General features: G+C 68.7%; 11 protein-coding genes and 1 tRNA gene. 2 read left to right on the top strand and 10 right to left on the bottom strand.

Annotation, left to right across the window (positions count from 1 at the left end; translation table 11 throughout):
• Positions 1-106: 106 nt before the first annotated feature.
• A tRNA-Ser gene (locus AUV07_RS11180) sits at positions 107-194 on the top strand.
• A gap of 52 nt (positions 195-246) precedes the next feature.
• On the opposite strand, the gene AUV07_RS11175 is transcribed toward AUV07_RS11180, so the two are convergent.
• From AUV07_RS11175 to AUV07_RS11145, 7 genes are all read right to left on the bottom strand, one after another.
• Positions 247-849, bottom strand: coding sequence for a GNAT family N-acetyltransferase (locus AUV07_RS11175; protein ID WP_197462139.1), 603 nt, complete (start codon positions 847-849; stop codon positions 247-249).
• An 18-nt stretch (positions 850-867) separates the two neighbouring features.
• Positions 868-1,509 carry a phosphatase PAP2 family protein gene (locus AUV07_RS11170; protein ID WP_231868249.1) on the bottom strand — a complete coding sequence of 214 codons (642 nt, stop codon included), beginning with the start codon at positions 1,507-1,509 and terminating at the stop codon, positions 868-870.
• A 47-nt stretch (positions 1,510-1,556) separates the two neighbouring features.
• Positions 1,557-2,717, bottom strand: coding sequence for a cystathionine gamma-synthase (locus AUV07_RS11165; RefSeq protein WP_062636156.1), 1,161 nt, complete (start codon positions 2,715-2,717; stop codon positions 1,557-1,559).
• A gap of 54 nt (positions 2,718-2,771) precedes the next feature.
• Positions 2,772-4,142 (bottom strand): cystathionine beta-synthase, encoded by a 1,371-nt coding sequence (locus tag AUV07_RS11160; RefSeq protein WP_062636154.1) that lies wholly within the window; start codon positions 4,140-4,142, stop codon positions 2,772-2,774.
• 147 nt (positions 4,143-4,289) lie between these two features.
• A complete protein-coding gene (locus AUV07_RS11155; protein WP_062636152.1) occupies positions 4,290-5,258 on the bottom strand; it encodes a carbohydrate ABC transporter permease in 969 nt (322 codons plus the stop codon).
• On the bottom strand, positions 5,258-6,595 hold the full coding sequence (locus AUV07_RS11150; RefSeq protein ID WP_062636150.1) for a carbohydrate ABC transporter permease: 1,338 nt from the start codon (positions 6,593-6,595) through the stop codon (positions 5,258-5,260). The genes AUV07_RS11155 and AUV07_RS11150 overlap by 1 nt, the downstream gene beginning before the upstream one ends.
• A 111-nt stretch (positions 6,596-6,706) precedes the next feature.
• Positions 6,707-8,035, bottom strand: a complete 1,329-nt coding sequence (locus AUV07_RS11145) for an ABC transporter substrate-binding protein (protein WP_062636148.1) — start codon at positions 8,033-8,035, stop codon at positions 6,707-6,709.
• Positions 8,036-8,318: 283 nt separating this feature from the next.
• Between AUV07_RS11145 and AUV07_RS11140 the strand changes: the two genes are divergently transcribed.
• Positions 8,319-9,323, top strand: coding sequence for a LacI family DNA-binding transcriptional regulator (locus AUV07_RS11140; RefSeq protein ID WP_062636146.1), 1,005 nt, complete (start codon positions 8,319-8,321; stop codon positions 9,321-9,323).
• A gap of 65 nt (positions 9,324-9,388) precedes the next feature.
• Here AUV07_RS11140 and rplL read toward each other — a convergent pair whose 3' ends face one another.
• The 3 genes from rplL to AUV07_RS11125 form a co-directional block, all read right to left on the bottom strand.
• Entirely contained in the window at positions 9,389-9,772 is a 384-nt protein-coding gene (gene rplL, locus AUV07_RS11135; protein ID WP_025104227.1) for a 50S ribosomal protein L7/L12, read from the bottom strand.
• A gap of 48 nt (positions 9,773-9,820) precedes the next feature.
• Complete coding sequence (rplJ, locus tag AUV07_RS11130) at positions 9,821-10,309, bottom strand: 50S ribosomal protein L10 (RefSeq protein ID WP_025104226.1); 489 nt, start codon at positions 10,307-10,309, stop codon at positions 9,821-9,823.
• 324 nt (positions 10,310-10,633) lie between these two features.
• Entirely contained in the window at positions 10,634-11,593 is a 960-nt protein-coding gene (locus tag AUV07_RS11125) for a hypothetical protein (protein WP_157524030.1), read from the bottom strand.
• Positions 11,594-11,755 lie beyond the last annotated feature (162 nt).

The following is an 11,755-nucleotide window of genomic DNA, read 5'->3' as shown; positions in this document are numbered from 1 at the left end:
GGCCTCTGACGAGGTGCAATATAACAGCTTTCACGACCGCAGGCCTGGATCGCCGGTATGTCACGAGGCCCCCGGGACATCGGATAGGATGGACAGGTTGTTCCCTGGTGACGTGTCCGAGCGGCCGAAGGAGCACGCTTGGAAAGCGTGTGTTGTGCAAGCAACCGCGGGTTCGAATCCCGCCGTCACCGCCACAGACGAAGAAGACCTCCGCATCGCGGAGGTCTTCTCTCGTTTCGGGCGGCGTCAGCCGTCGAAGCGCACCCCGTACGTCAGACCACCGGGCGCGGACGGGAGCACGATCATGCCGAGCCGCTCGTAGAACGCGGCCGCGCCGCCGTTCGCCGGATCCATGCCGAGGTGCAGCGCGGGCACACCGCGCCGGCGCAGCTCGGCGAAGAGCGTCTCGATGAGACCGCGACCCAGTCCCTGCCCCTGGGTCTCCGGCAGCAGGTCGATGTGCAGATGCGCCGGGTACTCGGCCGCATGCGGCTCGACACCCGGCTCTCTGGTGTAGCCGTACTCGATCAGCTTCTCCTCGCGCGTCTGCGGGTCCGCCGATCGCGGATAGCGCGCGTGCAGGCCCGGCCACCACTCGTCGCGGAACCAGGCGTAGAAGGCGTCGGTGTCGTCGGTGGCGACGATGTAGCCGATGGTGCGCCCGTCCTCCGCCTCCACGACCCAGGCGAGGTCCGGGTGCCGCTCGACGTACGGCACCGCGAAGAGGTTCCCCCACAGCTCGTCATCGGACAGCACCCCGGTGGCGTCTCCCCCGGCGTCGGCCGTCCGCAGGCAGATCTCGAACATCGCCGCGCGATCGGTCGGACGGTAGGGACGGATGCGCGACACGGGGGCTCCTCGGACGGGTCAGGTTCCGCTCAGCCTATCGGCGCGGGCGGTCGCCTCGACGTCGCGTCGCACCCACGGCACCAGCCAGGCGGCGAGCACGAGGACGACGCCGGCGCCGACGAACGCCCCGCCGAGCGTGTCCGTGGCCCAGTGCACCGACAGGAAGGTGCGCGACAGGGCCATGAGCACGATCCAGGCCGCCCCCACGATCGCCACCCAGACCCGCGGGAACAGCACCCAGAGCACCAGGGCGATGGTCGCCGCATTCGCGGTGTGACCGGACGGGAAGGAACCGTAATCGCTCACGACGAGCATGTCGTGCGGGCGGGCACGACCGAAGATGTTCTTCAGGAGCTGGACGGCACCGGCGCTGACGAGGAAGCACAACGCGGCGAACAGAGCCCCCCGCCATCGGCGCAGGAGCAGCAGGACGGCGATGGTCGCCAGCGGCACGGCGAGGATGGCGACCCAGCCACCGCCGATCCAGTTCAGCGCGAGGGCGAAGGTCAGCATCCAGTCCGCGCGGACCGCGGCGATGGTGTCGTTCCACCACTGGTCGAAACCCGGCGTCTGCGGATACACGAAGACGACGAGAGCGCCGAGGGCAGTGGCCAGGAGGAGGCAGGCGACGCCCCACCACAGCAGCATCCGTCGATTCATCGTCCTATTGTGACGGACACCCCCGCGATCGCGGGTCGCCGTGCCGGTCAGCGGGCGATGCGGGCGAGACCCTCCTCGAGATCCGCGATGAGGTCGGCCACGTCCTCGATGCCGACCGAGAGGCGCACGACGTTCTCCGGCACCGCGAGCTCCGTGCCGCGGACCGACGCGTGGGTCATCTCCGGCGGGTAACCGATGAGCGACTCCACACCGCCGAGCGACTCGGCGAGCTGGAACACGCGGGTGCTCTCGGCGAAGGCCCGGGCGGCGTCCGCACCCGCGGCGAGACCGAGCGACAGCATGCCGCCGAAGCCGCTCATCTGCCGCGCGGCGATCTCGTGACCGGGGTGCGACGGAAGGCCGGGATAGAACACCTGCGCGAACTCCGGCCGCGCCTCGGCCCATTCGGCGATGGCCTGCGCGTTCTCGGAGTGCTGACGCACTCGCACCGCGAGGGTCTTGATGCCGCGGGTCGTCAGCCAGGCGTCCAGAGGCGCGGAGACCGCCCCCACCGCGAACTGCTGGAACTTCACGGCCTCGACGAAACGGTCGTCACCGAAGACGACGGCACCGCCCAGCACGTCGGAGTGCCCGCCCAGGTACTTCGTCGTCGAGTGCACGACGAGATCGGCGCCGAGCGCGAGCGGCTGCTGCAGAGCCGGCGAGGCGAACGTGTTGTCCACCACGACGAGGGCACCGGCCGCGTGCGCCACCTCGACGATGAGCGCGATGTCGACGACCTTCAGCAGCGGGTTGCTCGGCGTCTCCAGCCACACGATGCGCGTCTCGGGACGGATCGCCGCGCGGATCACGTCGACGTCGGAGAGCTCGACCGTGGTCGTGTCGATCCCCCAGGGCGCGAGGACCTTCGTGAGCAGGCGGTAGGTGCCGCCGTAGACGTCGTTTCCGAGGAGCACGTGGTCGCCGGGCGTGAGGATGCCGCGCAGCAGCGCGTCCTCGGCCGCGAGACCGGACGCGAACGACAGCGCCCCTACTCCGCCCTCGAGCGCGGCGAGCTGCGTCTCCAGCGAGGAGCGCGTCGGGTTGCCCGCACGGTTGTACTCGTAGCCGTCTCGGAAGCCGCCGATGCCGTCCTGCACGTGCGTCGACGACTGATAGATCGGCGGGATGATCGCCCCGGTGATCGGGTCGGGCGCCTGTCCGGCGTGGATGGCTCGTGTGGCGAAGGCGTGGTCGTGGTCGGACATGCTCTCAGCCTACGTCCGGGCCCTCCGACGGGTCCCGGCCTGTTACGTCCCGCGTCACCGGGAGAGGTAGCCGAGCAGGTCCTGTCGCGTCAGCACGGTGTGCGGCTTGCCGTCCTCGGTGACGAGGAGGGCGTCGGCGTCGGCGAGCGCGGCCCGTGCCTGCGCGACCGGCGCGTGGATGCCGATGAGCGGCAGCCGCTCCCCCACATGTGCGCCGACGGCGTCGCTCGGTTCGGCGTCGCCCCGGAAGAGCAGGTCGAGAAGGCCCTTCTCGTCGACGGTGCCCACGACCTCGCCCATCATCACCGGCGGCTCCGCGCTGAGGACGACGAGCTGCGAGACCTCGTACTCCGTCATCATGCCGATCGCCTCGAGCACCGTGTCGGTGGGGTGCGCGTGCACGAGGTCAGGAAGGCCGTGGCGGGAGGCTCGGGCGGCGAGCACGTCGGCGACCGTCTCCCCCTCCTCCACCTCGCTGAATCCGTAGGAGCGCATCCAGCCGTCGTTGAAGATCTTGCCCAGGTAGCCGCGTCCGCCATCCGGCAGGAGCACGACCATGACCGCATCCGCCGGCAGGTCCTTCGCCACTCGCAGCGCCCCGACGACGGCCATGCCGCTGGAGCCGCCGACGAGAATGCCCTCCTCGCGGGCCAGGCGCCGCGTCATCGCGAACGACTCCGCATCGCCGACCGCGACGATCTCGTGCGGGACGGCGGGATCGTAGGCACCGGGCCAGATGTCCTCGCCCACGCCCTCGACGAGATAGGGCCGGCCGGTGCCGCCGCTGTAGACGCTGCCCTCCGGATCGACGCCGATGATGCGCACCGCGTCGTCGGACACCTCGCGCAGGTAGCGTCCCGTGCCGGTGATCGTGCCGCCCGTCCCCACCCCGGCGACGAAGTGCGTGACGCGCCCGTCGGTGTCGCGCCAGATCTCCGGCCCCGTCGTCTCGTAGTGGCTGCGCGGCCCGTTCGGGTTCTCGTACTGGTTCGGCTTGAACGCCCCGGGGATCTCGCGTGCCAGCCGGTCGCTCACGCTGTAGTACGACTCCGGGCTGTCCGCCGGGACGGAGGTCGGGGTCACGACGACCTCGGCACCGTACGCGCGGAGCACGTCGATCTTGTCCTCGCCCACCTTGTCCGGGAGCACGAAGACGCACCGGTAGCCGCGCTGCTGCGCCACGAGAGCGAGCCCGACGCCCGTGTTGCCGCTCGTGGGCTCGACGATCGTGCCCCCCGGCCGCAGATCGCCCGCGGCCTCGGCGGCATCGATGATGCGCGCCGCGATCCGATCCTTCGCCGACCCGCCCGGGTTCAGGTACTCGAGCTTCACGAGCACCGTGCACGCGATGCCCTCGGTGACGTGCTGGAGCTTCACCAGGGGCGTGTCGCCGACGAGGTCGACGATCGAGTCTGCGTACTTCATCTGTTCAGGGTACGGCGCAGGCCCTCGCCCCCGGGGCTGTGTTTCACCCGCGCTTCGACAGGCTCAGCGACCCAGAACGCGGGTCCCTGAGCCTGTCGAAGGGCCTGGGTCCCTGAGCCCGTCGAAGGGCCTGAGCCCGTCGAAGGGTCAGCCCTTCGTCGCGCCGGCCAGCAGGCCGCGCACGAAGAAGCGCTGCAGGGCGAAGAACACGATCAGCGGGACGATGATCGAGATGAACGTTCCCGCGGACTGCAGGAACCACTTGTTCCCCCAGGTCCCGGAGAGCGAGTTCAGCGCCTGCGTGATCGGCAGGGCGCCGGGCGAGGCGAAGATCGTCGCGACCAGCAGGTCGTTCCACACCCAGAGGAACTGGAAGATCGCGAAGGACGCGATCGCCGGAGCCGCCAGCGGCAGGATGATCCGGAAGAACACCTGGCCGTGTCCGGCGCCGTCCACGCGGGCAGCCTCGATGATCTCGCCGGGGATCTCGGAGATGAAGTTGTGGAGCATGAACGTCGCCAGCGGCAGCGCGAAGATCGCGTGCGCGATCCAGACGCGGGCGAAGCTGTACTGCACCTCGTTCAGCCCGAACCCGGGGAAGATCGGCACGTCGTTGATCGTCAGTCCGTCCGAGAACAGGCTCAGCAGCGGCACGAGGGCCATCTGCAGAGGCACGATCTGCAGCGCGAACACGAAGATGAAGAGCATGTTCCGACCCTTGAAGTCGATCCATGCGAACGCGTACGCGGCGAGCGACGCCATCACGATCGGGAAGACGGTCGCGGGGATCGTGATCGCCAGCGAGTTGATGAACGCCGTCGCGAGGGTCGTCGAGGTGCCGCCCGCGTTCCACGCCTGCACGTAGTTGTCGAACGTGAACTCCGGGTTGGAGAAGACCGTCCACCAGCCGCTGTTCTGCGTGTCGGCGCCCGGGCGGAACGACGTCACGAAGAGACCGAAGGTCGGGATCGTCCAGAAGAGCGCGATGACCGCGGCCGCGATCGTCGCCCCCTTCGAGGTCAGCTTCTTGTGGGCGGTCGCCTCGTTGCGGCGCGTGTCCCGCGCCACCTGGCGCTTGGTGCGGTTGTCCACGACGGTGGCCTGCGTTGCACTCATCAGCGGATCTCCCTCTGCTTGGCCATCGATCGGGCGTTGTAGACGATCAGCGGCAACACGAACAGGAACAGCACGACGGCGAGCGCCGACGAGTGCCCGTAGCTCTGGAACCGCTGCTGCTGGTTGACCATCTCGAAGCCGAGGACGCTGGTCTCGTCCCGTCCGCCGGTCATCACGGCGACGATGTCGTACACCTTCAGAGAGGCGATCGTGATGGTCGTCAGCACGACGATCAGCGACGACCGGATGCCGGGAACGGTCACGTTGCGGAAGCGCTGCCAGGCATTCGTGCCGTCGAGTTCGGCCGCCTCCATCTGCTCGACCGGCACGGCCTTGATCGCGGCGGAGAGGATGACCATGGCGAAGCCGGTCTGGGTCCAGATGAACACGATGAGCAGCATGAGCGTGTTGAGGATCGGCTTGATCGCCAGCCACTGCACGGGGTCGCCGCCGAAAGCGGTCACGATCGCGTTGAGGAGACCGATCTGGTCACCCTGCCGGGCGTCGTACATGAACTTCCAGATGATGCCGGCGCCGACGAACGAGATCGCCACCGGCATGAAGACCAGCACCTTGAGGAACTTCTCGCCGCGAGCCCTGTCGATGAAGACGGCGTAGGCGAGGCCGATGACCACGGAGATCACCGGAGCGAGCAGCGCCCAGATGATCGTGTTGATCACCGACGACGTGCCGACCGGGTTGGTAAAGACCCAGATGTAGTTCTCGAGCCCGACGAACTCATCGCCGGTCTTGTCGAAGAAGGACTTGAAGATCGTCGAGATCGCCGGGTAGATGAGGCCGAGCAGCAGCATGATGGCCGCCGGGGCCATGAACAGCACGAGCTGGAAGAGATAGCCCGCTCCCTGCCGCGCGCGGAAGTCCGCGAAGAAGAGGAGCGCCCCGACGAGGAGCGCGATCGCGACGACGTACACGACGGCGTTCGCGTAAGGACGGAGCAGCAGCAGCGCGAGCACCGGGATGACGAGGCACGCGACCAGCCGCATGATGAAGTAGCCGCGACCAGGGCGGGGCGCGAACTCGATCAGCACGAGGATGATCGCCACGACCACGCCGAACACGAGCAGCACGGCCGGGATCTGCACCAGCGGGTTCAGTCCGCCCAGCCACAGGAAGAAGCTGTTGAGCGAGAACCCGATCGTGATCCGCGAGGACTCCTCGGTCGGAGCGGTGAAGACGAGGAGGAGAGCCAGCGCGACGACGACCACGAAGCCGATCGCGAGGATCGTGCGTGTGGTCTTCCTCCCCTTCTCGCCGGTGCCGTGCGTCGTCGGCGGCGCGTCAGCCTCGACGGGTTTCTCGATGGTCGCGTGCGACATGAACGTCCCCTTCTGGATCGTGCTGGGTTCCCGCGCAGTATGGATGGGTGGAGCGGGGCCGGGCTTGTGCAGCCCGGCCCCGCTCACTCTGAGAAGATCGCGTCGAGGCGATCAGTTCTCGTAACCGGCCTGGATGTCGGAGAGCACCGTCTCGGTGTCCTTGCCGTCGATCCAGTCGACCATCCCCTTCCAGAACGACCCCGAGCCGACGGTCGACGGCATCAGGTCGGAAGCGTCGAACCGGAAGATCGTCGCGTCGTCCTGCATGATGGTCATCGCCTCCTGGAGGAACTCGCTCGAGGCGAGGCTCGGGTCGGCCTTCTTGTTGGCGGAGATGACGCCGCCGAGCTCGACGCGGGCGTCGGCGAACTCCGGCGATGCCATGAACTCGAGCACCTGCTGCGTGGCCTCGTCGTCCGAGAACGCGGCGACGAACTCGCCGCCACCCTCGACCTGGAGCTCACCGGCGGTCTCGCCCGGCATGATGAACGCGTAGACGTCGCCGTCCGGCGCCACCTCGGGGACGTTGCCGTCCGCGGTCTCCGTGTCGAGGAAGTTCGCCGACAGGAACGAGGCCTGGTGGGTCAGCGCGCAGTCGCCCTTGGCCACCGCGCTGGCGACGTCGCCGAAGGCGGTCGAGTTGATGCTCTTGACGTCGCCGTACCCGGCGTTGACGTACTCCGGGTTGAGCAGGATCTCACCGACGGCGTCGAAGGCCTGCTTGATCTCGGGGTCGGTGAACTTCACGTCGCCAGCCACCCAGTCGTCATAGACGTCGGGGCCGGACTGCCGCAGCACGAGGTCCTCGATCCAGTCCGTTCCCGGCCACCCCGACGCGGCCTCGGCAGCGAAGCCGGCACACCAGGCCGGACCGCCGGTCTTCTCGACGATCGTGTCCGTGAGCGCGATCATGTCGTCCCACGTCTCCGGGACCTCGACGCCCCACTCGGCGAACTGCTTCGGCGAGTACCAGACGTAGCCCTTGAGGTTCGCGAGCATCGGCGCCGCGTAGAAGGTGTCGTCGAAGGTGCCGTACTTCTTCCAGTCCTCGGACCAGTTCTCGTCGACGGCGGTCTCCACGGCCTCGGGGGCCGGCATGACCTTCCCGGTGTCGACGAGGGTCTTGAGCAGACCGGGCTGGGGGACGATCGCGATGTCGGGGGCGTCTCCACCGGTCACCTTGGTGACGATGTTGCCCTCGAAGCCCTTGTCACCGGTGTATTCGACCTTGATGCCGGTGTCCTTCGTGAACTGCTCGAAAGACGCGTTCAGGTCGTCGGCCTCGACGCCGGTGATGCCGCCGGAGATCCGGACGGTGTCCTTGGTCTCCCCACTTCCGCCCTCGCCGCTTCCGCCCTCGGCGCAGCCCGCGAGCGCGAGAGACGCGACGCCGACGAGTGCGATGGGGGCGAGCAGGCGGTATCGCTGTGACAAAGCCATGTACTTCTCCTCTTCCGGTGGATCTTCAGTCCGCCCAAGGAGAGCAATCGCCGCAACCATTGGGGAACCGATTCCAGGCCAACCTACTCGGGTTCCTTCCCGCCGTACAACTGGGGAAGGTTACAAGATCACAACCCTTTGTGATCAATGCTCCCACCGCGATGGGAGCGCTCCCAGTTCCACGCGCCTGGAACCGGTTCCTCCTCGCGTGTGGAACGGCTACGATGGCTCCCGGCGAGCGCCCGATGGCTCGCCGTCGTGGAACCGGGTCGAGGAGGACACGATGAGCACGATCGCCGACGTCGCGACGCGCGCCGGTGTATCCAAGGCGACTGCGAGCCGCGCGCTCAGCGGCCGCGGCTACGTCTCGGAGGAGACCAGGCAGCGCGTGGAGGAGGCGGCGCACGACCTCGCGTACGTCGCACACTCCTCCGCCACCAGCCTGGCGACGGGGCGCACCGGCACCATCGGCCTGGTGATGCCTCCGGTCGACCGGTGGTTCTTCTCCGAGCTGCTGGCGGGTGTGCAGGAGGCGCTGCTCGTGCGCGACCACGACCTGTCGCTCTACGGCGTCCCCGAGCGCTCGGAGACCAGGGAGCGGCTGTTCGAGAGCGTGCTGCCCGGCCGGAGGTTCGACGGCATCATCGCCGTCGGCATCCAGCCCAGCGCCCGCGAGCTGGAGCGCCTGCACCGCACCGGACGCCCGCTCGTCAGCGTGGGCCCCTATAGCGCTGAATCGAGCGCCGTGTCGATCGACGACACGGCCGCCGCGCGGATCGCCACCGAGCACCTGATCGAGCTCGGCCACACCGACATCGCCTTCGTGGGCGGTGCCACCGACGACACCGACCTCAGCTACGGCGACGCCCGACGCCTGGCCGGCTACCGGGAGGCGCTGCACGCGGCGGGACTGACTCCGCGGGCGCGGGTCGCGGGAGCGGCCCCCACGATGCCCGGCGGCTATGCCGCGGCGGCGGGACTCCTCGGCGACCGCCGCCACCGACCGACCGCCATCGTCGGCGTGTGCGACGAGGCCGCCATCGGCGCCGTGATCGCCGCCCGCCGCCTGGGCATCGCGGTGCCGACCGAACTCAGCGTCGTCGGCATCGACGACCACGAGCATGCGGAGATGTTCGCCCTCACGACCATCGGCCAGTCGCCGCGGGACCAGGGGCGGGAGGCCGTACGCCTGCTCATGCGGCGGATGAGCGAGCCGGACGCTCCCGTGGAGCGCGTCGAGGCCGCTTCGGCTCTCGTCGTCCGCAGCTCGACCGCCGCGCCGCGCTGACCCCGCGGACGCACGAAGGCCCCGGGCGGAACCCGGGGCCTTCGCAGAAGCGCTGGTGCGCTGGATTACTTGAGGGTGACGGTCGCGCCGGCCTCTTCCAGAGCAGCCTTGGCCTTCTCGGCCGTCTCCTTGTTGGCGCCCTCGAGGACGGCCTTCGGAGCACCGTCGACGACGGCCTTGGCCTCGCCGAGGCCGAGCGAGGTGAGCTCGCGGACAGCCTTGATGACCTGGATCTTCTTGTCGCCAGCGGCCTCGAGGATGACGTCGAAGGAGTCCTTCTCCTCCTCGGCCGCGGCCTCGCCTGCGCCACCAGCGGCACCGGCGACGGCGACGGGAGCAGCAGCGGTGACCTCGAACTTCTCCTCGAACGCCTTCACGAACTCGTTGAGCTCGATGAGGGTCAGGCCGGCGAACTGCTCGAGCAGCTCCTCGGTGGAAAGCTTCGCCATGATGTATCTCCTAGATAGATGGGGTTTGTAGACGAGATCGCCGGTCGCTTACGCGGCCTCGGCGGTCTCCAGCTTTTCGCGAAGCGCGTCGATGGTGGCCGCAGCCTTGCCCATCGTCGCCTTCATCATGCCCGCGGCCTTCGCCAGCAGAACCTCGCGGCTCTCGAGCGAGGCGTACGTGTTGACCTCGTCGGCGGTGAGGGCCTTGCCCTCGAAGATGCCCGACTTGATCACGAGAAGCGGGTTGGCCTTGGCGAAGTCACGCAGAGCCTTGGCGGTGGCGACGAAGTCACCGTGCACGAACGCGACAGCCGACGGCCCCTTGAGGTCGTCGTCCAGCGCGGAGATGCCGGCCTTGTTGGCGGCGATCTTGGTCAGCGTGTTCTTCACCACGGCGTACTCAGCGTCCTGACGGATGCTGTTGCGCAGCTGCTTGAGCTGGGCAACCGTCAGACCGCGGTACTCGGTCAGCAGGACGGCGTTCGAGTTCTCGAATGACTTCGTGAGCTCGTTGACCGATGCATCCTTCTGCGCCATGGTCACTCCTTGGTGTGTACGAGGCGCCGCACGGTGGTGGGGCGCCGGCCTCCGACCCCCTGCAAAAGAGAAGAGCTCCGGCGCAAGCGCACGGAGCTCGGAAGTTCGTGACACCTGCGCGGGCCCCTGCGATGCAGAGCTTCGATCCTGTGCACTCACGCGCACACGATGACCAGCGGTCTTCGGTTATGACCACTGTACCCCACCCCCACCTCTCCCCCCAAATCCCCCAAATCCCCGTCGACCCACCCCTTTGCGTGTGCCCCGGCCCCTTACGCCTGCATGCAAGGGGCCGGGGCGCTCGGAAGGGGGTGGGTCGATGGCTCAACGGGCGAAGAGGCGGAAGGCACGGAAGTGCGTGTCGGCCGCGGCGAGGGAGGCGACGTGCTCGCTCGACACCCGGATCACCCGCCAGCCGGTCGTCCCGCGCACCCAGTCCTCGCGGATCTTCTCGTCGAGCACGATGCTCTCCGCGGTGCGGCCCCCGCGGAACTCGTCATCCAGGTACTTGTCCCGGCCGTCGCACTCCACGAAGGTGCGGGACTGGTCGACGGCGATGTCCATCCAGAACCGACCGCCGCGCGGTCCGTCCACCGGCACCTGCAGCCGCGGTCTGCCGAAGCCGAGCTGATGGAGCCGGTACCGCGTCACGCTCTCCAGAGGCAGCTGGGCGCGACCGTCGGCCAAGCCCACGATCCGACGAGCCTGCACGATGCCGCGGAGCCGTGGACGGCGCACCCGATCCGCGAGGTCCGCCAGGAGAGCCTGCTCCGCAGTGTCGTCGAACTCCCACGGGTCACCACCGACCAGAGCGAGAGCGGCATCGGCTGCCGCGAGAGCCGCCTCCGGAGAGACCGTGCGGGCGAGGTCGACGATCGTCCGGGCGAGGGAGGTGCAGCGGATGCCGTCCCGCTCCACGATGTCGCCGGGGGAAACAGTGCCCTCGTGCCGCAGGATCCCGGACGTGCTGTGCCGGCGGTCCGGTGGCGCCGTCACATGGACCCTCGTCGGACGCACCCGATACAGCGGCAGCCCCCACAGCACCGCGGCCGAGGTGTGCGAGAACACGGGCCGCGTCCCCGAGGCCGCGAGGTCGGCGGCCACCACCTCCGCACGATGCCGGGACTCCGGGGCGAGCTCGCTCCATGTCCGTAGCCCGAGGTACCACCCACGGCGCACATGATGCAGCTGCCGCCCCTCCACCGCCGACCGGAGCGTCCGGGACCCCCACCCCTCCTCCTCCAGTCGTCGACGGCCAAGGAGTATCCCCCTGATTTCGTCCACGCTCACCTGTCTCATCCCCCCGACTCTCCCCTCTCCTCACGCCGCTCCCCCGCCCTCCCCACTTCTCCACACCCCTCTCTCCCGTCCCGCTCCCTGTGCAGGAGTCGTCCTCCCCGTCGACCCACCCCCTTGCGTTCGATCCGCCCCCTTACGCGCGCGCGC

The organism is Microbacterium sp. CH1 (assembly GCF_001595495.1).
GTDB lineage: Bacteria > Actinomycetota > Actinomycetes > Actinomycetales > Microbacteriaceae > Microbacterium.
The sequence above is the reverse complement of the archived record's forward strand: the minus strand, read 5'-3'. Positions and strand labels throughout refer to the sequence as shown.